We start from the raw sequence: 22685 nt of genomic DNA, 5'->3' as shown, positions 1-22685 counted from the left end.
AACGCCTCGTCATCCGCCCGCCGGCGGGGCCGCGTTTCGGGAGGACATGATGGCACTGCCCAATCTCTTGAAGGATTCGCTCGAGCTGCCCGTGGTCGGCTCGCCGCTGTTCATCGTCTCCGGCCCGGAACTGGTGATCGCCCAGTGCAAGGCGGGCGTCGTCGGCTCCTTTCCCGCGCTCAATGCCCGTCCGGTCGAGAAGCTCGGCGAATGGCTGAGCCTGATCGAAGACGAGCTCGGCGAGTACAAATCGCGCAATCCCGGCAAGAAGGTCGCGCCCTACGCCGTCAACCAGATCTGCCATGCCTCCAACGACCGGCTGATGAAGGACATGGAGACCTGCGTCAAGCACAAGGCGCCGATCATCATCACCTCGCTGCGGCCGCCGGCGGAGATCGTCGAGGCCGCGCATTCCTATGGCGGACTGGTGTTCCACGACGTCATCAACGTCAAGCACGCGCGCAAAGCGGCCGAGCAGGGCGTCGACGGCCTGATCCTGGTCTGCGCCGGTGCGGGCGGACACGCCGGCACGCTGTCGCCCTTTGCGCTGGTGCGCGAGGTCAAGCAATGGTTTGACGGCGCCGTCCTGCTGTCGGGCGCGATCAGCGACGGCTATGGCATCGCCTCGGCGCTGACGCTGGGCGCCGACCTCGCCTATATGGGCACGCGCTTCATCGCGACGCAGGAAGCCAATGCCGACCAAGCCTACAAATCGGCGCTGACGCAGCACGCCGCGCACGACATCGTCTACACCAACCTGTTCACCGGCGTGCACGGCAATTATCTCGGTCCGTCGATCGCTGCCGCCGGCCTCGATCCGGACAACCTCCCCGCCGCCGACAAATCGAAGATGAATTTCGGCTCCGGCGGCAACATGAAATCCAAGGCGTGGCGCGACATCTGGGGATCGGGCCAGGGCATCGGCCAGATCACCGATGCCCCGCCCGTCGCGGAGCTCGTCGACCGCATGAAGCGTGAATTCGATCAGGCGAGGCAGGATTTCCTGATGCGCGTCAGCGCCTGACGTCTCCAACTGAAAGACAAACGGGAGGATATCATGAAGCTGGCAGCCGCACTGATCGGTCTGTCCCTGCTGGCACTCGCCACGGACAGCGCCCACGCCGAAGGCACGGAGATCCGGATCGGACAGACCCTGCCCTATAGCGGCCCGGCCTCCGGCTTCGGCGCGATCGGCCGCACGCAGGAGGCGTTCTTCGAGAAGATCAATGCCGAAGGCGGCGTCAACGGCCGCAAGGTCAAGTTCATCACGCTGGACGATGCCTACTCGCCGCCGAAGACGGTCGAGCAGACCCGCAAGCTGGTGGAGCAGGACGAAGTGCTGATGCTGTTCGGCTCGCTCGGCACCGCCACCAACAGCGCCGTGCATCGCTACCTCAACGGCAAGAAGGTGCCGCAGCTGTTCGTGCTTTCCGGCGCGACCAAATGGGCCGATCCGCAGAAATATCCATGGACCATGCCCGGCATGGCCGCCTATGGATCCGAAGGCGTGGTCTATGCCAAGCACGTGCTGCGCACCAAGCCGGGCGCCAAGATCGCCATCCTCTCCCAGAACGACGATTTCGGCCGCGACTACGTCGCCGGCTTCAAGCGCGCGCTCGGCGACAAGGCTGCCGGCATGATCGTTGCGGAAGCGACCTACGAGACCAGCGCGCCGACGATCAGCTCGCAGCTCTCAACCCTGAAGGCATCGGGCGCCGACGTGCTGTTCGGCGTCGTGCTCGGCAAGTTCACCTCGCAGATGATCAAGGGCGTCGCCGAGCTCGGCTGGAAGCCCGAGCTGTTCTTCGTGCCGACCTCGGCCTCGTCGATCTCGTTCCTGGAGCCGGCCGGGCTCGACAACGCCGTCGGCCTGATCTCGTCGAGCAACCAGAAGGACACGATGGACCCGCAATGGGCCAGCGATCCCGGCGTGAAGGAGTATTTCGCCTTCATGAAGCAGTACATGCCGAACGCGGATCTCTCCAACTCCAACTATGCGGCCGGCTACCATTACGCGACGCTGCTTATGACGGTGCTGAAGGCGTGCAAGGACGATTTCAGCCGCGACAACATCATGCGCCAGTCCGCCTCGCTGAAAGAGGTGAAGCTGCCGCTGCTGCTGCCCGGCATATCCGTCAGCACCGCCGCCGACGACTATCTGCCGTTCCAGCAGCTGCAGCTGCGGCGCTTCAACGGCAAGAGCTGGGTCGGCTTCGGCGACGTGCTGGACGATCGCTGACTCCAACGGAATGGGAATGACCATGATCATCAGCGGCGAACGCCGGATCGGCCATGACGAGATCCAGGCGCGCATCAGACGCGCGGCGAGCGGGCTGCGCGCCCTCGACCTTGCCGCAGGCGCACCGGTTGCCATGATGCTGCGCAACGACTTCGCCTTGTTCGAGGTGGTCGCGGCCTCGGCCGCACTGGGCAGCCCCGTGGTGCCAATCAATTGGCACCTGAAGGCCGAGGAGGTCCGCTACATCCTGACCGACAGTGGCGCGAAGATCCTGATCTGCCACGCCGACCTGCTGCCACAAATCCGCGGCGGCATTCCGGAGGATGTCCGCCTGCTCGTGGTCGCAACCCCGCCCGAGCTGGCGGCGACCTTCGCCATTCCCCGTGAGCTGACCGAGGTCTCTTCGGGCCTGACCGATTGGGACCGCTGGCGCGACGGCCACACGGAAACAGAGGAGCCGCCGCGCCGGGCCGCGGCGATGATCTACACGTCGGGGACCACAGGCATGCCGAAGGGCGTGCGGCGCATGCCGATGCCGCCGGAGCAGGCCGCCGCCTCGGAGCGCGTCGGCGCGATCGCCTACGGCATCAAGCCGCGCGAGGACCAGGTCGTGCTGATCAACGGTCCGATGTATCACTCGGCGCCGCATTCCTACGGCATGATGGCCTTCCGCAACGGCTGCACCATCGTGCTTCAGCCGCGGTTCGACGCCGAGGAGCTGCTGGCGCTGATCGAGCGCCACCGTGTGACGCATATCCACATGGTGCCGACCATGTTCGTGCGCCTGTTGCGCCTGCCCGAAGCGGTCAGGCAGCGCTACGACCTGTCGTCGCTGCGCTTCGTTGTGCACGGCGCGGCGCCCTGCCCGCCCGAGGTGAAGCGGGCCATGATCGAGTGGTGGGGACCGGTCATCAACGAATATTTCGGCTCGACCGAGACCGGCATCCCGGTCTGGCACTCGGCCGAAGAGGCGCTGAAGAAGCCCGGCACGGTCGGCCGCGCCATCGAAGGTGGCATCGTCAAGATCTTTCGCGACGACGGCAGCCTCTGCGATGCTGGTGAGGTCGGCGAGATCTATATGCGCCAGACCGCGGTGCCCGATTTCGACTATCACGGCAAGGCGCAGGCGCGCGCCGAGGCCGGGCGCGACGGTCTCGTCAGCGTCGGCGACGTCGGCTATCTCGACGAGGACGGCTATCTGTTCCTGTGCGACCGCAAGCGCGACATGGTGATCTCGGGCGGCGTCAACATCTATCCCGCCGAGATCGAGAACGTGTTGATCGCGATGCCCGGCGTGCGCGATTGCGCCGTGTTCGGCATCCCCGACGCGGAATATGGCGAGCGGCTGTGCGCCTGCATCGAGCCCGACAGGGCCGAGCAGCTCTCCGCCGCCGCGGTGCAGGCTTATCTGCGCGAGCGTCTGGCCAACTTCAAGGTGCCGAAGGAGGTCAAGTTCCTGGATGCGCTGCCCCGCGAGGCAACCGGAAAGATCTTCAAGCGCAAGCTGCGCGACCCCTATTGGGCGGACCACAGGCCGGCCGGCGCTTAAGTCGTTCTCCGGCCGCGTCCGCACGTGCGGAATTCCGGGCCATATTCCGTCCGGGCAGGGCCGCATGCCGGCCTCGCTCAGGTCCGCGGCTTTTGGCGGGCGGCGAAACCGTATAGCGTTCGATCTCTGAGGAAACGCCGCGAAGACGGCCATGAGGTCGCGCATGCTGGACCGGACGCAGGATATTTCCATCGCCGCACAGGCCTGGCTCGACGACTTCGAGCGCACCTTAAGCAGACCTGATCCCGCGACGCTGGGCCCGCTCTTCCTCGCCGACGGCTTCTGGCGCGACGTGCTGGCGCTGAGCTGGAACCTGCAAACGCTCGCCGGGCGCGAGACGATTGCGCAAGCGCTGGCCGCGCTCGCGTCCAAGGCAGAGCCGATCAGTTTCAAGCTCGCTCCGAACCGGGCCCCGCCGCGCTGGGTGACGCGGGCCGGCACCAACTGCATCGAGGCGATTTTCAACTTCGAGACCGCGCTCGGTCGCGGCAACGGCATCGTACGGCTCGTGCCTGATACTGCCGACGGCGACCGCCTGAAGGCCTGGACGCTGCTGACCGCGCTCGACGAACTCAAGGGCTTCGAGGAACAGCTCGGCACCTCGCGCCCGCGGGGGCAGGCCTATTCTCGCGACTTCCGCGGGCCGAATTGGCTCGACCAGCGCAACGCCTCGCGCGCCTATGCCGATCACGACCCGGCCGTGCTGGTGGTCGGCGGCGGCCAGGCCGGGCTCGCCATCGCCGCGCGGCTGAAGCAGCTCAAGGTCGACACGCTGATCGTCGATCGCGAGACGCGGATCGGCGACAATTGGCGCAAGCGCTATCACGCGCTGACCCTGCACAACCAGGTGCAGGTGAATCACCTGCCCTATATGCCGTTTCCACCGAACTGGCCGGTCTATATCCCCAAGGACAAGCTCGCCAACTGGTTCGAGGCCTATGTCGATGCGATGGAGCTGAACTTCTGGACCGGCACCGAGTTCGAGGGCGGCGCCTATGACGAGGCCAAGGGCCACTGGACCGTCACGCTGCGGCGCGCCGACGGCAGCAAGCGCACCATGCATCCGCGCCATGTGATCATGGCGACCGGCGTCAGCGGCATCGCCAACATTCCCGACATTCCGACCCTCGACAATTTCAAGGGGACGCTGGTGCATTCCAGCGGCTACGAGGACGGCGAGAACTGGACCGGCAAGCGCGCCATCGTCATCGGCACCGGCAACAGCGGTCATGACATCGCGCAGGATCTTCATTCCAGCGGCGCCGAGGTGACGCTGGTGCAGCGTTCGCCGACGCTGGTCACCAACATCGAGCCGTCGGCGCAGCTGGCCTACGCGACCTACAACGAGGGCACGCTCGAGGACAACGACCTGATCGCAGCGTCGATGCCGACGCCGCTCGCGAAGAAGACGCATGTGATGCTGACCGAGCAATCCAAGCAGCTCGACAAGGAGCTACTCGACGGCCTCGCGCGCGTCGGCTTCAAGCTCGATTTCGGCGAAGCCGGCACCGGCTGGCAGTTCAAATACCTCACCCGCGGCGGCGGCTATTACTTCAACGTCGGCTGCTCCAACCTGATCGTCGAGGGCAAGATCAGCCTCAGGCAGTTCTCCGACATCGAAAGCTTCAACGCTGAGGGCGCGCGGATGAAGGACGGCTCGATCATTACCGCCGACCTGGTCGTGCTCTCGACCGGCTACAAGCCGCAGGAATATCTGGTGCGCAAGCTGTTCGGCGACGGCATCGCCGACCGCGTCGGGCCGATCTGGGGTTTTGGCGACGGCTTCGAGCTGCGCAACATGTATGCGCGCACCAGGCAGCCCGGCCTCTGGTTCATCGCCGGGAGCCTGGCGCAATGCCGGATCAACTCGAAATATCTGGCGCTGCAGATCAAGGCGATCGAGGAAGGGATTTTGGCACGAATATAGCTACAGCCTTCATTCCGGGGCGCGCGAAGCGCGAACCCGGAATCCATCTAACCACAGAGTATGCTGCCCAATGGATTCTCAGATGCGCAATTGCGCATCATGGTCACGCTTCGCGCGCCCCGGAATGACAAGAGGAGAGATCAATGCCAGCCATTCTCGGCACCGGCGAGCACCGCTACCGCGTCGTCGACAACTTCGCGAAATTGCCGGACGGCTGGCAACTCACCGACGTCGCCTCGGTCGCGGTCGACAGCAAGGACCGCGTCTACGTCTTCAACCGCGGCGCCCACCCGATGGTGGTGCTGGACCGCGACGGCAATTTCCTGCGCAGTTGGGGCGAAGGACTGTTTTCCCGCGCGCACGGCCTGCACATCGACGCCGACGACAATCTCTATTGCACCGACGACGGCGACCATACCGTGCGCAAATGCACCACTGACGGCAAGGTGCTGCTGACGATCGGCATTCCTGCAAAGCCGGCGCCGTTCATGAGCGGCGAGCCGTTCCACCGCTGCACCCACACCGCGCTGTCGCCGAAGGGCGAGATCTACGTCTCCGACGGCTATGGCAATGCGCGCGTGCACAAATTCACGCCCGACGGCAAGCTGATCAAGAGCTGGGGCGAGCCGGGCACCGATCCCGGTCAGTTCAACATCGTGCACAATATCGCCACCGATGCCGACGGCTGGGTCTATGTCGCCGATCGCGAGAACCACCGCGTCCAGGTGTTCGACGGCGAGGGCAAATACGAGACGCAGTGGAACAATCTGCACCGACCCTGCGCGCTGTGCTGCTGCGGCGGGGCCAAGAGCCCGACCTTCGTGATCGGCGAGCTCGGCCCCGGCCTCGCCATCAACCGCAATGTACCCAATCTCGGCCCGCGGCTGTCGATCGTGGACACCAAGGGAAATCGCATCGCGCGGCTCGGCGGCGAGGAGGGGCCGGGCGTCGCCAGCGGCAAATTCCTGGCGCCGCACGGCATCGCGCTGGACTCGAAGGGCGATATCTATGTCGGCGAGGTCGGCGTCACCAATTGGGAGACCAGCTTTCCGGACGAGGAGATGCCGGCCGCGGTGCGCGCGACGCGCTGCCTGCAGAAGCTGGAGCGGGTACGGGAGTAGCTGCCATGGCAACGCCAGCCCACGCTGGGGCGGTTCCGCGCGCCCCCGGGATCGCGGCTTTTTGAGCACGTTTGCCACCCCGCCGCCGCATTGCTTGCGCTTGAATAAGTCGCTCAACGGGCTTCACAATCCCGTCACGCTGCATGTAGTATGTCACTACATGCTGCTTCGCAGCGTATATTGGAGGCCGGGAGCGTTACTTGAACGCACATGTCTCGCAAGGCAGTTGGCCGGTGTTGGTGCTGAATGCGGACTTCCGGCCGCTGAGTTACTACCCACTGTCGTTGTGGTCGTGGCAAGACGCGATCAAGGCGGTGTTCCTCGACCGCGTCAACATCGTCGCACATTACGATCAGGCGGTTCGAAGTCCCACGCTGGAAATGCAGCTGCCCAGCGTCGTCTCGCTCAAATCCTTCGTCAAGCCGACCACCCACCCCGCCTTCACCCGCTTCAACGTCTTCCTGCGCGATCGTTTCGCCTGCCAATATTGCGGCTCGCCCGAAGACCTCACCTTCGATCACATCATCCCGCGCAGCAAAGGCGGCCAGACCACCTGGGAGAACGTGGTCGCGGCGTGCTCGCCGTGTAATTTGCGCAAGGGCAATCTCACACCGGCGCAGTCCAAAATGTTTCCGCGCCAGACAGCGTTCGCGCCCACCGTGCACCAGCTCCACCGCAATGGCCGGCTGTTTCCGCCGAACTATCTGCACGACAGCTGGCTGGACTATCTGTACTGGGATACGGAGCTGGATCCGTAGGTGCGAGCCAGCGCGCTCTGCTACCCCCGCTGCAACGCCAGCGTCACGCCGCCGAGCGTGAGCGCCATCGCCGTCCATTCGCGATAGCCGAGCGGCTCGCCGAGAATGATCGCCGCTGAGACGACGCCGATCACGGGCACGATCAGCATGCCGGTCGACGCCGTGGTTGGGGGCAGACGGCGCAGCGTCTCGAACCAGGTGACGTAGCAGAGGCCCATCGGCACCAGCGTCATGTAGACGAAGCAGCCGAGCCCCAGCGGAGTGATGGCGGTGACGTCAGGGCGCTCGAACAGCACGCCGAGGACCAGCATCGTGGCGCAGCCCAGCCCGACCTGCCAGGCGACGACGACCAGCGGCGGCATCGGCAGCGGCTTGCGGTTGAGCACATTGCCGAGCGCGAACAGGATGGCGCAGAGCAGTGCGAGCGCAATGCCGACCAGCTTGTCGGTGCTGAACGCAAGACCGTTGCCGCTCAGGAGCAGCGTGACGCCGGCAATGCCGAGGACAAGCCCGAAAACATCCCGTCGCGCCGGCTGCGTGTGCATTACCGGCCAGGCGAGCAGCATCGCCCAGATCGGCATCGTATAGGCGAGCAGTGCGCCCTCGCTCACGCTCACATATTTCATCGCGACCGTGCCGAGACCCATCCAGGCTAAGACGTTGGTGAAGGTCGCAAACAAGAGCCGCGGCACCGCCTCGCGCGGAACGGCGAAGGATTCCTTCCGGATCAGCACCAGGGTGCCGAGAATGAGCGAGGCGCAAACACCCGCAAGGCCGCGCGCGAACAAAGGCGGCCATTGCTGCAGCAGCAGCTTCATCAGCGGCCAGTTCAAAGCCCAGCCGAACGCCGTTACGCACAGGCAGAGAGAGCCGATCGTCCTGTCGCGTCGCGCCGTGTCCATACCCAGCGCTTAGCAGGCCGGCGCCGGCCGCTCCACCTCGCCTGGTGCATGCGGGCCATCGCGGAGCAAGGAACCCGAAGCTCCCACGACCGTTCAGACCGTGGGCCAGGCACGCTCGCCTGCGCACGTTCCGCCATACGCATGTTTCGGATGGCAATATACCAAATGAGGGAAGGCCATGCCCACAGCCGAGCACGATCACGTCTACAAGATCCTGGACCTCGTCGGATCATCCGAGACCTCGATCGAGGATGCGATCAAGAACGCCATCAGCCGCGCCTCCAAGACCGTTCGCGAAATAAGATGGTTCGAGGTCGTGCAAACGCGCGGCCATGTCGAGAACGGCGCCGTGCGTCATTTTCAGGTGACGCTGCGCGTCGGCTTCACGTTGGAAGGATGAGACGTCAGGCCGCCCATCGCGCCGCGGCACCATGATGAACGCGGGCCGACGAGAGTGGAACTCGATGTCGGCCATGTTCCCGGTCGAGTACGGACCCCGCACAATCATCGCGGATATTGCAACAGGCCGTTAAGGTGAAAGTGAGAGGTTTGCTCCGATTTGGAGCAAGCCTGATGGTCACAAGCCGCGAACTCGGCAAGACGCGCCTTCCGCTCTGGGCGGCCGGATTCGTCGTGCTGACTTGCGTGGCTATCCTCGGCCTGAGTGCGTGGCGCGAATGGGAGGCGCGCAACGCCGATCTGAGGAACGCCGAAATCGACGTCACCAACCTCGCTCAGTCGCTGATCCAGCACGCGGACGACACGTTCGAGCTTGCCGATACGATTCTCGTCGGGCTGGTCCACCGGCTCGAGATCGACGGGATGGGCCCGGACACGATCATGAAGCTCCAGGCCTATCTGCCCACCCGCAAATCATCGGAACGCATCCGCGGCATCTTCATCTATGATGCGACCGGCCGCTGGCTCGCCACGACGGAGCACCTCGATTTCTCCAAGCTCAACAACAGCGACCGTGAATATTTCCAACGCCATCGCGATTCTACGGACACGGGCACGCTGATCGGGCGACCCGTCAAGAGCCGCTCCGGCGGTCAGTGGATCGTCACCGCATCCCGTCGGATCAACGATTCCGACGGCGGCTTCGCCGGCGTCGCCCTGCTCACGATCGACGTCAGCTATTTCGTCAAATTCTACGAGCGGTTCGACATCGGGCCGAACGGCTCGGCATCTCTGCTCAACGACAGCGGCATCATGCTGGCGCGCAGCCGTGACGAGAGCGGCGCCTTCGTCGGACGCGACCTGTCCGATGCGCCCTTGTTCAGAAGCTGGAAAAGCCGCCCCGCCGCGGCGGTCTATTACTTCAAATCGCCGCTCGATGGCGCGCAGCGGCTGAGCTACTACCAGCGCAGCAGCCGCTATCCCCTGATGGTGCTGGCGAGCAAGTCGCAGGCCGACGTGCTCGCCCCCTGGCGACGCGCGGCAGCAGCACGCATGAGCTTCGTCCTCGGACTCGTCCTCTTGATCGCGGTGATCGGCTACTATCTGGTCCGTCAGTTGCTGCAGCGGCAGCGCACGGCACAGGCCCTGGTCGCCAAGGAAGCCAATTTCCGCCTGCTGGCCGAGCAATCCAGCGACATGGTGACCCGCATCGGGCTGGATAACCGGTTGCTCTACGTCTCTCCCTCCTGCGCGCGCATCACCGGCTGGTCGGCCGAAGAACTGATGGGCACCTCGGCCCTGGCCGGCATTCACGCCGACGACATGGAACGAGTTGAGCAGGCCATCGCCGCGCTGAAGAATGGCGAGGCGGAGGAAGCGCGGTTCGTCTATCGGCAGCGTCATCGCGACAAAGGCGAGATCTGGGCCGAGGCGGCGCTACACGTCACCGTGGCGTCCGACAGCGGCGTGATCGACGGCGTCGTCGCGGTCGTGCGCGACATGACCGAGCAGAAGGATCTTCAGGACAGGCTCGCCTCGCTGGCAATCACTGACGGTCTCACCGGCCTCGCCAACCGTCGCGCCTTCGACGACCACCTTGCCGACGAATGGGCGCGGGCTCGGCGCGACGGAACCCAGCTCTCGCTGCTACTGATCGATGTCGATCATTTCAAGAAATTCAACGATCTCTATGGGCATCTGGCGGGCGACGCCTGCTTGCGCGCGCTGGCCCGGATTTTATCCGCCCAGGCCAGGCGTCCGGCCGACCTCGCGGCGCGCTATGGCGGCGAGGAATTCGCCGTGCTGCTGCCGAACACCGGTCCTGAAGGCTGCGCCGAGGTCGGCGAAGCGATTCGCCAGGCGCTGCTCGATCTCGCCATGCTGCACGCGCAAAATCCGCCTTCGCGGCTGGTGACTGCGAGCATCGGCGGCGCCGCGGCTCTTCCGTCCCAGACCGCGATGGACTCTAGTACGCTGGTCGCCGCCGCCGACCGTGCGCTCTACGTCGCCAAGGAGAGCGGCCGAGACCGGCTGGTGATGTCGGGCCAGGTGATAGCATGGCCCGCGAAAAGCGCGTGAGCTGATCGGCCGTCTACGGATACATAGCACTACGCCAGATGGCACGCCACGAAATGGCCGCCCGCGCCCTCCTTCAGCGGCGGCGCGCTTTCCGCGCAGCGTGGCTGGGCGATCGGGCAGCGGGTGTGGAAGTGACAGCCGGAGGGCGGCTTCATCGGGCTCGGCACGTCGCCCTTGAGGCGGATGCGCTCGCGCTTGAGTTTTGGATCTGGCACCGGCACCGCCGACAGTAGCGCCCTGGTGTAGGGATGCTGCGGGTTGCGGTAGAGGTCGCTGGCTTTCGCGAGCTCGACGATGCGGCCGAGATACATCACCGCGACACGGTCGGAGATGTGCTCGACCACCGAGAGATCGTGCGCGACGAACAGATAGGTCAGGTTCAGCTCGGCCTGAAGGTCCTCCAGCAGGTTGATGACCTGGGCCTGGATCGACACGTCGAGCGCGGAGACCGGCTCGTCGCAGACGATCAGCTTCGGCTCGACCGCGAGCGCGCGCGCGATCACGATGCGCTGGCGCTGGCCGCCGGAGAATTCATGCGGATAGCGCCGCATGTGCTCGGCCTTGAGCCCGACCTTGACCAGAAGTCCCGCAACGCGCTCCTCGCGCTCTTTCGAGGAGGAGGCGAGATTGTGGATGGTAAAGGCCTCGCCGAGAATGGCCCCGACCGTCATGCGCGGATTGAGCGAGGCGAACGGATCCTGGAACACCAGCTGCATGTTCCGCCGCATCGCGCGCAGATCGTTGCCGCCGAGCTTGCGTACGTCCTGGCCGTCGAAGGTGACCTCGCCGTCGGTCGGCTCGATCAGGCGCAGCACGCAGCGCCCGGTCGTCGACTTGCCGCAACCGGATTCGCCGACGAGGCCGAGCGTCTCGCCGCGGTTGACCGAGAACGACACGCCGTCGACCGCATAGACGGTGCCGACCTGGCGCGACAAGAGGCCGCCGAGCACCGGGAAATGTTTCTTCAGGCCGCTAACGCGGAGCAAGGGCTCGCTCATGACGCGGCTCCCACGCTGGTATCTCCGAGATGACAGGCCATGCGGTGACCGGGCGCGATCTCGCGCAGCAGCGGCTCCTTCTCGGTGCAGACATTCATGGCGAACTTGCAGCGCGGCGCGAAGCGGCAGCCGGCCGGCGGGTTGATCAGGATCGGCACAGAGCCGCCGATCGCCTCGAGCCGCGTCTTGTGCTCGCTGTCGAGATCGATGCGCGGGATCGAGCGGATCAGGCCTTGCGTATAGGGGTGACGGGGATCGCCGAAGAGATCGTCGACGGGCGCCTCCTCCACCACCTTGCCGGCATACATCACGACGACGCGCTGCGCGGTCTCGGCGACGACGCCCATGGCATGGGTGATCAGCATCACCGCCATGCCGAAGCGGTCCTTCATGTCCTGCAACAGGTCGAGGATCTGCGCCTGGATGGTGACGTCGAGCGCGGTGGTGGGCTCGTCGGCGATGATCAGCTTCGGCTTGCAGGCGAGCGCCATCGCGATCATCACGCGCTGGCGCATGCCGCCGGAAAACTGATGCGGATAATTGTGCACGCGGCCTTCGGCGTTCGGGATCTGCACCAGTTTCAGCATCTCGATGGTGCGCTCGAGCGCCTGCTTCCTGGTCACCGCTTCGTGCCGTCGCAGGCTCTCGGCGATCTGCTCGCCGATGGTGAGCACCGGATTGAGCGAGGTCATCGGCTCCTGGAAGATGAAGCCGATCTCCTTCGCCCTGATCTCGTCGAGCTGGTTGCTGGTCAGCGGCACCAGATCGCGCCCCTCGAAGATGATCTGGCCCGCCGCGATCCGGCCCGGCGGCATTGCGATCAGCTTCAGGATCGACATCGCGGTCACGGTCTTGCCGCAGCCGGATTCGCCGACGACGCAGAGCGTCTCGCCCTTGTTGATGGAGATGTCGACACCGTCGACGGCCTGGAGGATGCCGTCGTCCGTGGAGAAGTGGGTTTTCAGGCCCTTGATCTCGAGCAGCGGCGCCATCAGATCACCCGTCGCGCATCGAGCGCGTCGCGCAGACCGTCGCCGATGAAGTTGATGGCCACCACCGCGACGAAGATCGCGCCGCCCGGAAACAGCGCCCAGTGCGGACCGATGTCGAGAAAATCCTTGGCGTCAAACAGCAGCCGGCCCCAGGTCGGGGTATCCGGCGGGAAGCCGAGGCCGAGGAAGGACAGCGTCGATTCCGCGATGATCGCGGCGGCGACGTCGATGGTGCCGGCGATGATCACCGGGCCGACCGCATTGGGCAGGATGTGCCGTACCACCTGCCGCACCGGACTGGCACCGAGCGCACGGGCGGCTTCGACGAACTCCTTTTCGCGGAGCGACAAGAACTGGGCACGCACCAGCCGCGCCACCGGCATCCAGCGCAGACCTCCGATCACGAGCACGATCAAGATGAAGATGCCGCCTTCGGGTCCGAACACCTGCTTCAGCCCGTCGCGGAACAGATAGATCAGCAGCAGCAGCAGCGGCAGCTGCGGCAGCGACAGGAACAGGTCGGTGAGCCACATCAATCCGTGTCCGAGCGCGCCGCGCGACATACCGGCGAGCGCGCCGATCACTGTGCCGATGATGACAGCGACCAGCATCGCGGCGAGCCCGACCGCGAGCGAGATGCGGCCGCCATAGATCATGCGCGCCAGAATGTCCTGGCCGAGATCGTCGGTGCCGAAGGGATGGGCGAGCGACGGACCCTGCAGGCCCGCGACGATGTCGATCTCGTTGATCTTCACACGCCACACGAACGGCCCAAGCACGACGGCGAGCACCAGGATGAGGAGCAGGACAGCGCTGACCACCGCGAGCCGGTGGCGGCTGTAACGCCGCCATGCTTCGCGCCAGGGCGAATAGGCGCGCCGCTCAGCGGAGGGAGATGCGAGGGTCAAGCCAGCCATAAAGCACGTCCGCGATGAGATTGAACAGCACCACGAGGCACGCGAAGACGAAGGTGACGGCCATCACCACCGGCGTGTCGTTGGAAAGGATGGAGGAGATCAGCAGCGAGCCGATGCCGGGAATGCGGAAGATCTGCTCGGTGACGATGGCGCCGCCGAACACCGCGGGCATCTGCAACGCGATCAGCGTGACCACGGGAATCATAGCGTTGCGCATCACGTGCTTGATGATCACCGTGGTCTGGCCGAGGCCCTTGGCCCGCGCCGTGGTGACGTAGTCGAGCCGGATGACGTCGAGCATCGCCGAGCGCACGAAGCGCGTCATCGACGCCGCTTGGAACAGGCCGAGCACCGCCACCGGCATGATCGCCTGACGGATCATCTCCAGCACCCAGCGGATGCCGGTGGCCTTGATGTCGGTGGTGTAGACGAAAGGCAGCCAGTCCAGCGTGACCGAGAAGATCAGGATGAACAGGATGCCGGTGAAGAAGGTCGGCAGCGAGAAGCCGACGAAGGCGAGCGTATTCGCGATCTGGTCGAACAGCGAATACGGCCTGGTCGCGGCATAGACGCCGACCGGAATCGCGATCAGCAGCGCCAGGATCTGCGCCGAGCCGATCACGTAGAGCGTGGCGGGCAGGCGCTGGAGGATCAGCGTGTCGACGTTCATCCGGCTGACGAAGGAGAAGCCCCAGTCGCCGTGCAGCATGGCGTTGAGCCAGTGCAGGTAGCGGAGGTAGATCGGGTCGTCGAGACCGAACTTGGCCCGGAGTGCCGCCTGCACTTCGGGCGGCACGTTCGGATTGGTGGCCAGTTCGGAGAACGGATCGCCGGGCGCGAGCGCAAGCACGACGAACAGCACCAGCGAAATCGCCAGCAGGCTCGGAACGGCGATCAGGAGGCGACGCAGGACATACTGACTCATAGGGAAGAATCCCGTCTAGCCTGCGCTCATGCCTCCCGGTACCAGTCCTGAAGGTTATCGGTCCGATTGGCCCAGCCCGAGAGCGCCGGCCGCAACGTGTTGGAGCAGGCATCCACCAGCAGGCGATGCATCACCGGAATGAACACGGTGTCCTGCCACAACAGGTCGTTGCACTTGATGTAGAGCGCGGCGCGCTTGACTGGATCGGTCTCGGTCTCAGCCGCAGCAATGGCGTCATCATACTCCTTGTTGACGTAGCGCGGGAAGTTCTGCCCCTGCCATTTGTTCTCCTTGGTGGCCACATTGGCGGAGATGTAGCGCCGCATGTGCAGGGCCGGATCGGGCTGCGTCATCGGGATCTGGAACTCCTCGATGTCGGCATAGAACTTCGGATAGGTGTCCGGGTTGGCGACGTCAGACGAGAAGAAGACCGAGGCGACGACCGATTTCAGCTCCACGTCGATGCCGGCCTTCTGACAGGCCTGCTTGACGATGGCCTGGGTCTTCTGGCGCGGACCGTTGGTCGAGGTCTGGTACAGAAGCTTGAATTTCTTGCCGTCCTTCTCGCGGATGCCGTCGGCGCCGACCTTCCAGCCGGCGTCATCGAGCATCTTCGACGCCTTCTCGATGTTGAACTCCCACGAGGTGTTCTTGGAGACGAACTTCTCGGGGCCGTTGAGGTAGTTGGCCGTGGTGCGGCCGGCCCGACCATAGATCGCCTTCTTGACGGAGTCGCGGTCGACGAGCAGGGCGAGCGCCTTGCGCACGTTCGGATCGGAGAAGATCGGGTGCTTGGTCTTCATCGAGGACCGTTCGCCGTCGATCTCAGTGTTCGGATCGGTGAAATTGATCGCAATGAACTCGATGTCGCCGCCGGTGGCATAGACGGTCTTGCCCTTGCCGCCCTTCTCCAGACGCAGCAGCACGTCGTCTTCGACCTGCATGTTCCAGGCGAAATCGAATTCGCCGGTCTGGATCACCGCGCGCGCCGCCGAGACGGCATCGCCGCCGCCCTTCATCTCGATCGTGTCGAAATGCGGACGGTTGGGCATGTGATAGTCGGGATTGAGCTCGCCGCGGACCACATCGCCCGGCTTGAACTCGACGAACTTGTAGGGACCGGTGCCCACCGGGGCAAGATTGTTCGGCGCCTCGCGGGACTTCGAGCCTTTGTAGTCGGCAAACAGATGCTTGGGGAGAACGCATCCATAAGCGCCGACGAACGCGTTGGCCCAGAACGGCGTCGGGGTCTTGAACAGGATGCGAATCGAAAGATCGCTGACCTTCTCGACCGTGATGTCACCATAGGTGCTGATGCTGACGGCAGCCGTGGCGGGATCGCTGGCGTATTGCCAGGTGAACACGAAGTCGTCGGCAGTCAGCGGCTTGCCATCGTGCCATTTGACTCCCGGCTTGATTTTCCAGACCACCGATTTGGCATCGGCGGCGAGACCGCCGTTTGCAAGCGAGGGAATCTCTGCCGCGAGGATCGGGTTGAGATTGCCGTCGGCGTCCCAGCTGGCGAGCGGTTCGTAGAAAAGCCGCGATCCGTCCTGGTCCTTGGTGCCGGTGGCGAAATGAGGATTGAGCAGCGTCGGCCCCTGCCACCACAGCACCTTGAGAGGACCGCCACCCCCGCGCTTGGTCGGCTTGTAGACCGCGGGGCTCTGCGCCATGGCAACGCCGCCGAGCGCGAGGAGCTGGTTGGCGAGGGGAGCGGTGAGACCGACCGCGGCGAGGCGCTTGACGAAGGCGCGGCGGTCCATCCGCCCGTCCTTCACCTGACCGATCATCGAACGCAGCTCTTTGTCCAGCATGGTTGTCCCCCGTCTGGTTCCGACATGGATGCAGGCGGCCGCTCGCGACCGCCGGGTTTGGCTGGCGGTAGATGGCACACCGAATGGGGTGCACGTCAACTGGGACCGTGTGTATGCAAACGGTCTATTGGCTGTCCGTTGGGCAAAATTGCGCTCCGCAGCCCATCCGTTCGGCAATCCAGCATCAAAATCTGCCGGATTGCGCGCTGCACTGCGGAAAATTTATTCGCTGGATCAGACGAAGTATCGAGGCGAATTCCTACGCCACGGACATGTCGAGCGGCGGCGCGACGTGATCCGGCAACGGACAGACGTAAGGAGTGCGGGCCGTCCGCTTCTGGAGATCCGCCTTGGCAACCTTGATCAGCTCCGGTTCCGTCAACGCCTTGATGCCGAGACCTGCCATCGCCTTGGCGGCCTGCACCATGGCCTTGTGCGCGTGCGGGCTCTTGCCCTGCGCCACCACCTGCCAGGTGTGGAAGGGCGTGCCGATTGCAACCGTCGGTGCGTGCACCTGCACGGTCGGCACCACCCAGCTCACGTCGCCGACATCGGTGGAGCCGACCAGCGGATTGCGCTTGGCATCGAGCGGCACCAGGAAGTCGGCCAGCGGCCGATCGGTCGGCTCCATGCCGATCGCGTAATAGACCGAGGCGATATCCTTGTCGCTCAAGGTCGCACGGATCTGGCCGGCAAAGCTCTTGTCCGCATCGTCGAAATGCGGCGGTCCGAGCTCTTCCATGACCTGATGCAGCGCCTGCTCCAGCGGCGTGTTGGGCAGGATGTTGGAGACCGCGGAGATGATCTTCATCTCGACCTTGGTCTCGGTCATCAACGCCGCGCCTTGCGCGATCTTGGACACACGCTCGACCAACTCGTTCATGCCGGGAAGATCGCGCGCGCGGATCGAATAGCGCACGCGGGCATGGGCCTGCACCACGTTCGGCGCGATGCCGCCGGTGTCGAGCAGGGCATAGTGCACGCGCGCGTCGCTCGGCATGTGCTCGCGCATGTAGTTCACGCCGACATTCATCAATTCCACCGCATCGAGCGCCGAACGGCCGAGATGCGGCGAGGCCGCCGCATGCGAAGTGCGGCCGGTGAAGATGAAATCCGCGCGCGTATTCGCAAGCGAGGGCGTTACCGCCACCTCCCAGAAGCTGTGCGGGTGCCAGGTGATGGCGATGTCGGCGTCTTCGAACGCGCCGGAGCGCACCATGAAGGCCTTGGCCGCGCCGCCTTCCTCCGCCGGACAGCCGTAATAGCGCACGCGGCCGGGCACCTTGTTCTCGGCCAGCCAGTCCTTCACCGCGGTCGCGGCGAGCAGCGCTGCGGAACCGAGCAGGTTGTGACCGCAGCCATGGCCATGGCCGCCGTCCTCGATCGGGCGATGCTCGGCGACACCCGCCTCCTGGCTGAGGCCCGGCAGCGCATCGTACTCGCCCATGAAGGCAATGACCGGACCGCCCTCGCCCCACTCGCCGATCAGCGCAGTCGGGATGCCGGCGACGTTCTCAGTGATGCGGAAGCCCTGATGACGCAGCTCGGCGAGATGCTCGGCGGCGGACCGCGCCTCGGTGTAGCAGACCTCAGGCATGCCCCAGACCCTGTCGCTGAGGTCGATGAAGCGTGCCTTGATCGTGTCGATGCCACGCCAGATGTCGCTGCGGTTGTCCATGCTTGTCGTCCGTGATCCCTTGGTCAAACGAGGCGGCAATGGTTAGCAGCTTCACTGCACGGCGCCTAGCACTGCGCCGGACAGCAGCCATGCGCCGGATCAGATGACGATGTGTTTCCGGGCCTTTCCAAGATTTCACGCGGCGTTCTCCCGAATAGTTGGGAACGAGGCTTTCAAGACGGCCTGCTCCGGCCTAAATTAGGCGTGCTTCGCGCGTCGCTCCGCCAGCCTTGCCGGAGCGATGCTCTCAGCCAGGAGAACTCCATGAGCGCTCTGACCGAATGGAGAGTGCCGCCGGCGAACCAGCCGCGGGCGAGCGACTATGGTTTCGATCTCGACCGCGCGCTCGGCTCCGTCGTCGGCCTGCACGCCATCATCCCTCCGGACGCCTTCAGTGCCGAGACGCTGGGCACCGAACGCGCCGGCAACGGCGTCGTGATCGATGACGGCCTGGTGCTCACGATAGGTTATCTCATCACCGAGGCAGAGTCGGTCTGGCTGCACCGCGCCGACGGACGAGTGGTGGAGGGCCATGCGCTCGGCTTCGATTCCGAGACCGGGTTCGGGCTGGTGCAGGCGCTCGGCCAGCTCGACATTGCGCCGCTGCCGCTCGGCTCGTCGGCGGCGACACGGATCGGCGACCGCGTCGTGGTCGGCGGCGCCGGCGGACGCACGCGCTCGGTCGCGAGCCAGGTCGTGGCCAAGCAGGAATTCGCCGGTTACTGGGAATATCTGCTGGACGAGGCCATCTTCACCGCTCCCGCACATCCGAACTGGGGCGGTACGGCGCTGCTCAACGAACGCGGCGAGCTGATCGGCATCGGCTCGCTCCAGCTCGATCGCGAACGTGACGGCGAGGCCGAGCACGTCAACATGATCGTGCCGATCGACCTCCTGAAGCCGGTCCTGGAGGACTTGCGCAAGTTCGGCCGTGTCAACAAGCCGGCACGACCCTGGCTCGGACTCTATTCGACCGAGATCGACAACCGCGTGGTGGTGATCGGGATCTCCGCCAATGGCCCGGCCGCCCGCGCCGAGCTCAAGACCGGCGACGTCATTCTCGCCGTGAACGGTGACAGGGTGACGAGCCAGACCGCCTTCTACAAGAAAATGTGGGCGCTCGGCGCCGCCGGCGTCGACGTGCCGCTCACCGTTCATCACGAAGGCGTCACCTTCGACGTCACCGTGACGTCGACCGATCGCTTCAAGCTCCTGAAGGCGCCGAAGCTGCACTGATCCAAAAGGCTTTGAGGAAGCGGGCGATGACCGAGGCCGTGGTGGACGACATCGTGGCCGTGCTGCCGCCGCTGCTCAATGCGCTGGAAGCGCTCGGCTTCTTCCAGCGGCATCTGCATCCACCGGCCTTCGCCTCGGTGATGGATGCGATCGGCACGCCGGACGAGGCGCTGCAGACGGCGCACGCAGCAATCGGGGATTGGCCGGAGCAGTTCGGAGGCTTGCGCGAGCGGCTCGATCGCGCCTGCGGCGAGACGCTCGCTGCCTTTGCCGGCATTCGTGAGGTCGAACGTGGCCATGGCGATCTCGTCGCGGTGTTCCGCGCGCTGCGCCATGTCCCGCGCGCGCAGGAGGCGCTCTATCCGCTGGCAGCGCAATTTCCGCCCGTGAGCGGCTTCTTCCTCAACGCTGCCAATCGCGACAATGCGGATTTGTTGTCGCGGCTCCAAGCCAGCGCGAGCGAAGATACCGGCATCTTCCACGACCACAACGAGCCTGGCAGCCGCGGCGGCTTCTCGGTCTATGTCCCCGAATATTATGCGCCCGAGCGTGCCATGCCGCTGGTGATGGCGCTGCATGGCGGCAGCGGCAACGGACGCGGCTTTCTGTGGAGCTGGCTCCGCGACGCCCGCACTCTCGGGTCGATCCTGGTGGCGCCGACCGCGACCGGCCCGACTTGGGCGCTGATGGGCGACGACACCGACACACCGAACCTCATGCGCATCATCGATACTGTACGCGGCCGCTGGCGCATCGACCCCTCGCGCATGCTGCTGACCGGCATGAGCGACGGCGGCACCTTCTGCTACGTCACCGGCCTCGACGGCGCCTCGCCCTTCACGCATCTCGCCCCGGTTGCGGCGACCTTCCATCCGCTGATGGCGGAGATGGCCGACGCAACGCGCCTGCAAGGCTTGCCGGTCTTCATCACTCACGGCAAGCTCGACTGGATGTTTCCGGTGCAGACCGCACGGCAGACGCAGGCGGCGCTGTCCGCCGCCGGTGCCCAAGTCACCTATCGAGAGATCGACGACCTCAGCCACACCTATCCGCGCGAGATCAATGCGGAGCTGATGGAGTGGCTGAATGGAGAATGAACAACCTCACTTGGATGCGCCGCATAGTCGCGGAACCATCACTCCGGGCCGACGTTATCGCCCGTCACCGGAGGTTCGCCATGCAGACTTTTTTCGGAATGATCCTGGGCGCGTTGCTGCTTGCGGGCGGCGTCTACGTCTATGATTCCATGCAGACGTCGTCAGTCGCCAAAGGCGACATCGCGACCACCAACCGAACGATCGTGAACTGGGACGTCGCCAAGGCCGATTGGGATGCGCTGCGCGATCGCGCGCACAAGGACTGGGTCCGGATCTCGTCGAAGTAATTTCGTCCGATCGACATGAACGAGGCGCCGTCGCAGACCCGCGACGGCGCCTTTGTATTGCGTCCTGAAATATCGCCGGCTCAGTTCATCTTGGCCTTGCGAGCGTCGGCGATGACCTGCTCGAACTCGGTCATGCTGAGCACGCCGGGCACGCGATACTTGCCGACGATGAAGGACGGGGTGCCCTGGAAGCCGAAAGCTTCAGCCTGCTCGTTGTTGCGCTTGAGGATGGCGTCGATGTCCTTGGCGTGGCCGGTGAGATCGCGCTTCAAGCGGTCCATGTCGACCCCGGCAGCCGCGAGCAGCTCGTTGATGCGCGGCTCGGTCAGGCGCGAGCTGACGCCGATCAGGGCGTCATGGGCCTGGTGATACTTGCCCTGGAACTTGGCCGCCAGCGCGCTCCGCGCCGCGGTGACCGAAACCGGCCCGAGGATCGGCCAGTCCTTCATGACCAGCCGCACCTTGCCGTCGTCCTGGACCACCTGGCGCAGCTCGGGCTCGAGCTTGCGGCAATAGGGACAATTGTAGTCGGACCATTCGACGATGGTGATGTTGCCGTCGGGATTGCCTGCGACCGGCGTGTCGGGATCGCGCAGCACCTTGGCTTCGGTCAGCACCTCGTCATCGCCGGTGGCGGCGCGCGCCGAAACGATCCCACCCACGGCGAGAGCGCCCGCTCCGATCAGCGTCAAGGCTGCGCGCCGGCTCGGCCCAAGGCCATTATTCCCAAATCCTGTCATATCGTCCCGTTCCGGTCCCGTCTTGCGGATATACGCCCGCGCACCGGTCATTGTTACGGGTCATATAGAATGCCGCGGGCGCGATTGCCACGCGAATCGCGTCCGGCTCGACTAAGCCGCCGGCAGCATCGCCATCAAGGTCCCGCTCATCATGGCGATCAGCGTGGTCTTGCCGTCATGCTCGGCGTAGGCCTTTGCCTCGCAGAAGGTCAGCGTGCGGCCGGGCTTGACCACTTCGGCCTTAAAGACGAAACGCTCGCCGCGGGCGGGCGCGAGCAGCGTGGTCTTGAATTCGACCGTGAGGATACCGGCCTCCGCCGGCATCAAGCTGAAGGCCGCAACGCCGCAGGCGTTGTCGAGCCCGGCCGTGATGATGCCGGCATGGATGAAACCGTTCTGCTGCGTGAGGGCCGGCGCATGCAGCATCGCCAGCTCGACCTCGCCCGGCGCGAGCCGGACGATCACGATACCGAGCGTGCGCATGGCCGGTTGGGCATCGAACATCGCGATGGCCGCCGCGCGATAGCCCGGGTTTTTCGGCTCGAAGGCAGTCATGGCTCACACCTCGGCTGGTTCGGCAAGATGCTTCAAGGCAGCTTCGCGAATGCAATCGGCGAACGGGGCGGACTTGCGGAGCTGACGGTCCATGTGCACGCCGGTGATCTCGCACGTCGCCGCGAGCTCGCCGGTCTCCGCATTCGTCATGTCGTGCCGGAAGCGGATCGACTTGTCCCTGATCTCGAGCAGATGGCTGCGGATCTCGACGATGTCGCCGGCGAGCAGCTCGCGCTTGTAGGCGATGTTCTGCTGTACCGCGGCCATGCCGCGGCCGGAGATGCGCAAATAGCTCGGCGTCAGGCCGAGACGAGCGAACAGATTCCAATTGGCCTCGTCGAACTTGCCGACATACCACATGATGTTCATGTGCCCGACATGGTCGCATTGCCACGGATAGACCGTGCCGCGATAGGTCGCCTCCTGCTCCATCGCATTTCCTCCCGCAATTTCGTCCTTGCTCGTTGAT

At 64.9% G+C, this 22685-nt stretch carries 21 protein-coding genes; 11 read left to right on the top strand and 10 right to left on the bottom strand.

All coding sequences use genetic code 11. The features are described 5' to 3' along the window. Positions 1-49 precede the first annotated feature (49 nt). From I6F20_RS26905 to I6F20_RS26880, 6 genes are all read left to right on the top strand, one after another. Entirely contained in the window at positions 50-1024 is a 975-nt protein-coding gene (locus tag I6F20_RS26905; protein WP_225128592.1) for an NAD(P)H-dependent flavin oxidoreductase, read from the top strand. Positions 1025-1057: 33 nt separating this feature from the next. Further along, entirely contained in the window at positions 1058-2239 is a 1182-nt protein-coding gene (locus I6F20_RS26900; RefSeq protein WP_225128552.1) for an ABC transporter substrate-binding protein, read from the top strand. Positions 2240-2261: 22 nt separating this feature from the next. Further along, on the top strand, positions 2262-3788 hold the full coding sequence (locus I6F20_RS26895; RefSeq protein ID WP_035996868.1) for an acyl-CoA synthetase: 1527 nt from the start codon (positions 2262-2264) through the stop codon (positions 3786-3788). A gap of 163 nt (positions 3789-3951) precedes the next feature. Continuing rightward, positions 3952-5715 (top strand): flavin-containing monooxygenase, encoded by a 1764-nt coding sequence (locus I6F20_RS26890; protein ID WP_225128550.1) that lies wholly within the window; start codon positions 3952-3954, stop codon positions 5713-5715. A 143-nt stretch (positions 5716-5858) separates the two neighbouring features. Then, on the top strand, positions 5859-6836 hold the full coding sequence (locus tag I6F20_RS26885; protein WP_225128547.1) for a peptidyl-alpha-hydroxyglycine alpha-amidating lyase family protein: 978 nt from the start codon (positions 5859-5861) through the stop codon (positions 6834-6836). 200 nt (positions 6837-7036) lie between these two features. Next, positions 7037-7594: an HNH endonuclease gene (locus I6F20_RS26880; protein WP_057028390.1), complete on the top strand. Its 558-nt coding sequence runs from the start codon at positions 7037-7039 to the stop codon at positions 7592-7594. A gap of 20 nt (positions 7595-7614) precedes the next feature. Here the strand turns inward: I6F20_RS26880 and I6F20_RS26875 are convergent, their stop codons facing one another. After that, complete coding sequence (locus tag I6F20_RS26875) at positions 7615-8496, bottom strand: DMT family transporter (protein ID WP_225128546.1); 882 nt, start codon at positions 8494-8496, stop codon at positions 7615-7617. 178 nt (positions 8497-8674) lie between these two features. On the opposite strand from I6F20_RS26875, the gene I6F20_RS26870 reads away from it, so the two are divergent. Continuing rightward, positions 8675-8896, top strand: a complete 222-nt coding sequence (locus I6F20_RS26870) for a dodecin (RefSeq protein WP_036020706.1) — start codon at positions 8675-8677, stop codon at positions 8894-8896. Positions 8897-9069: 173 nt separating this feature from the next. Further along, entirely contained in the window at positions 9070-10974 is a 1905-nt protein-coding gene (locus tag I6F20_RS26865) for a sensor domain-containing diguanylate cyclase (RefSeq protein WP_225128544.1), read from the top strand. Positions 10975-11003: 29 nt separating this feature from the next. Here I6F20_RS26865 and I6F20_RS26860 read toward each other — a convergent pair whose 3' ends face one another. The 6 genes from I6F20_RS26860 to I6F20_RS26835 form a co-directional block, all read right to left on the bottom strand. Next, positions 11004-11972: an ABC transporter ATP-binding protein gene (locus I6F20_RS26860; RefSeq protein WP_035996776.1), complete on the bottom strand. Its 969-nt coding sequence runs from the start codon at positions 11970-11972 to the stop codon at positions 11004-11006. After that, on the bottom strand, positions 11969-12964 hold the full coding sequence (locus tag I6F20_RS26855) for an ABC transporter ATP-binding protein (protein ID WP_035996773.1): 996 nt from the start codon (positions 12962-12964) through the stop codon (positions 11969-11971). Before I6F20_RS26855 ends, I6F20_RS26860 begins: the two co-directional genes overlap by 4 nt. After that, complete coding sequence (locus tag I6F20_RS26850) at positions 12964-13881, bottom strand: ABC transporter permease (RefSeq protein ID WP_035996800.1); 918 nt, start codon at positions 13879-13881, stop codon at positions 12964-12966. The genes I6F20_RS26855 and I6F20_RS26850 overlap by 1 nt, the downstream gene beginning before the upstream one ends. Beyond that, entirely contained in the window at positions 13847-14806 is a 960-nt protein-coding gene (locus I6F20_RS26845; protein ID WP_025033623.1) for an ABC transporter permease, read from the bottom strand. Before I6F20_RS26845 ends, I6F20_RS26850 begins: the two co-directional genes overlap by 35 nt. A 26-nt stretch (positions 14807-14832) precedes the next feature. Further along, positions 14833-16623: a peptide ABC transporter substrate-binding protein gene (locus I6F20_RS26840; protein WP_035996767.1), complete on the bottom strand. Its 1791-nt coding sequence runs from the start codon at positions 16621-16623 to the stop codon at positions 14833-14835. 259 nt (positions 16624-16882) lie between these two features. Then, a complete protein-coding gene (locus I6F20_RS26835; RefSeq protein ID WP_225113026.1) occupies positions 16883-18301 on the bottom strand; it encodes a M20 family metallopeptidase in 1419 nt (472 codons plus the stop codon). Between the two features lie 264 nt (positions 18302-18565). Here I6F20_RS26835 and I6F20_RS26830 point away from each other — a divergent pair, with 264 nt between their 5' ends. The 3 genes from I6F20_RS26830 to I6F20_RS26820 all read left to right on the top strand — a co-directional run bounded on the left by I6F20_RS26830 (position 18566) and on the right by I6F20_RS26820 (position 20921). Next, a complete protein-coding gene (locus I6F20_RS26830) occupies positions 18566-19537 on the top strand; it encodes a S1C family serine protease (protein ID WP_225113025.1) in 972 nt (323 codons plus the stop codon). A gap of 26 nt (positions 19538-19563) precedes the next feature. Continuing rightward, positions 19564-20634, top strand: coding sequence for a carboxylesterase family protein (locus tag I6F20_RS26825; RefSeq protein ID WP_225128543.1), 1071 nt, complete (start codon positions 19564-19566; stop codon positions 20632-20634). A gap of 80 nt (positions 20635-20714) precedes the next feature. Continuing rightward, positions 20715-20921: a hypothetical protein gene (locus I6F20_RS26820; protein WP_035996755.1), complete on the top strand. Its 207-nt coding sequence runs from the start codon at positions 20715-20717 to the stop codon at positions 20919-20921. An 80-nt stretch (positions 20922-21001) separates the two neighbouring features. Here I6F20_RS26820 and I6F20_RS26815 read toward each other — a convergent pair whose 3' ends face one another. The 3 genes from I6F20_RS26815 to I6F20_RS26805 all read right to left on the bottom strand — a co-directional run bounded on the left by I6F20_RS26815 (position 21002) and on the right by I6F20_RS26805 (position 22648). Then, positions 21002-21661: a DsbA family protein gene (locus tag I6F20_RS26815; protein WP_035996797.1), complete on the bottom strand. Its 660-nt coding sequence runs from the start codon at positions 21659-21661 to the stop codon at positions 21002-21004. 111 nt (positions 21662-21772) lie between these two features. Continuing rightward, on the bottom strand, positions 21773-22216 hold the full coding sequence (locus I6F20_RS26810) for a PaaI family thioesterase (RefSeq protein ID WP_036020678.1): 444 nt from the start codon (positions 22214-22216) through the stop codon (positions 21773-21775). A gap of 3 nt (positions 22217-22219) precedes the next feature. Beyond that, positions 22220-22648: an acyl-CoA thioesterase gene (locus I6F20_RS26805; protein WP_035996751.1), complete on the bottom strand. Its 429-nt coding sequence runs from the start codon at positions 22646-22648 to the stop codon at positions 22220-22222. Between the last annotated feature and the right edge of the window lie 37 nt (positions 22649-22685).

It is taken from the genome of Bradyrhizobium sp. IC3123 (genome assembly GCF_020193625.1).
GTDB lineage: Bacteria > Pseudomonadota > Alphaproteobacteria > Rhizobiales > Xanthobacteraceae > Bradyrhizobium > Bradyrhizobium yuanmingense.
This window is presented reverse-complemented; position numbering and strand designations above follow the sequence as displayed.

Excerpts from the sequence above, each read along its gene's own strand:
- I6F20_RS26905 (WP_225128592.1), top strand. The coding sequence starts at position 50 with ATGGCACTGCCCAATCTCTTGAAGGATTCGCTCGAGCTGCCCGTGGTC.
- I6F20_RS26900 (WP_225128552.1), top strand. The coding sequence starts at position 1,058 with ATGAAGCTGGCAGCCGCACTGATCGGTCTGTCCCTGCTGGCACTCGCC.
- I6F20_RS26895 (WP_035996868.1), top strand. The coding sequence starts at position 2,262 with ATGATCATCAGCGGCGAACGCCGGATCGGCCATGACGAGATCCAGGCG.
- I6F20_RS26890 (WP_225128550.1), top strand. The coding sequence starts at position 3,952 with ATGCTGGACCGGACGCAGGATATTTCCATCGCCGCACAGGCCTGGCTC.
- I6F20_RS26885 (WP_225128547.1), top strand. The coding sequence starts at position 5,859 with ATGCCAGCCATTCTCGGCACCGGCGAGCACCGCTACCGCGTCGTCGAC.
- I6F20_RS26875 (WP_225128546.1), bottom strand. The coding sequence starts at position 8,496 with ATGGACACGGCGCGACGCGACAGGACGATCGGCTCTCTCTGCCTGTGC.
- I6F20_RS26870 (WP_036020706.1), top strand. The coding sequence starts at position 8,675 with ATGCCCACAGCCGAGCACGATCACGTCTACAAGATCCTGGACCTCGTC.
- I6F20_RS26865 (WP_225128544.1), top strand. The coding sequence starts at position 9,070 with ATGGTCACAAGCCGCGAACTCGGCAAGACGCGCCTTCCGCTCTGGGCG.
- I6F20_RS26860 (WP_035996776.1), bottom strand. The coding sequence starts at position 11,972 with ATGAGCGAGCCCTTGCTCCGCGTTAGCGGCCTGAAGAAACATTTCCCG.
- I6F20_RS26855 (WP_035996773.1), bottom strand. The coding sequence starts at position 12,964 with ATGGCGCCGCTGCTCGAGATCAAGGGCCTGAAAACCCACTTCTCCACG.
- I6F20_RS26850 (WP_035996800.1), bottom strand. The coding sequence starts at position 13,881 with ATGGCTGGCTTGACCCTCGCATCTCCCTCCGCTGAGCGGCGCGCCTAT.
- I6F20_RS26845 (WP_025033623.1), bottom strand. The coding sequence starts at position 14,806 with ATGAGTCAGTATGTCCTGCGTCGCCTCCTGATCGCCGTTCCGAGCCTG.
- I6F20_RS26840 (WP_035996767.1), bottom strand. The coding sequence starts at position 16,623 with ATGCTGGACAAAGAGCTGCGTTCGATGATCGGTCAGGTGAAGGACGGG.
- I6F20_RS26835 (WP_225113026.1), bottom strand. The coding sequence starts at position 18,301 with ATGGACAACCGCAGCGACATCTGGCGTGGCATCGACACGATCAAGGCA.
- I6F20_RS26830 (WP_225113025.1), top strand. The coding sequence starts at position 18,566 with ATGAGCGCTCTGACCGAATGGAGAGTGCCGCCGGCGAACCAGCCGCGG.
- I6F20_RS26825 (WP_225128543.1), top strand. The coding sequence starts at position 19,564 with ATGACCGAGGCCGTGGTGGACGACATCGTGGCCGTGCTGCCGCCGCTG.
- I6F20_RS26820 (WP_035996755.1), top strand. The coding sequence starts at position 20,715 with ATGCAGACTTTTTTCGGAATGATCCTGGGCGCGTTGCTGCTTGCGGGC.
- I6F20_RS26815 (WP_035996797.1), bottom strand. The coding sequence starts at position 21,661 with ATGACAGGATTTGGGAATAATGGCCTTGGGCCGAGCCGGCGCGCAGCC.
- I6F20_RS26810 (WP_036020678.1), bottom strand. The coding sequence starts at position 22,216 with ATGACTGCCTTCGAGCCGAAAAACCCGGGCTATCGCGCGGCGGCCATC.
- I6F20_RS26805 (WP_035996751.1), bottom strand. The coding sequence starts at position 22,648 with ATGGAGCAGGAGGCGACCTATCGCGGCACGGTCTATCCGTGGCAATGC.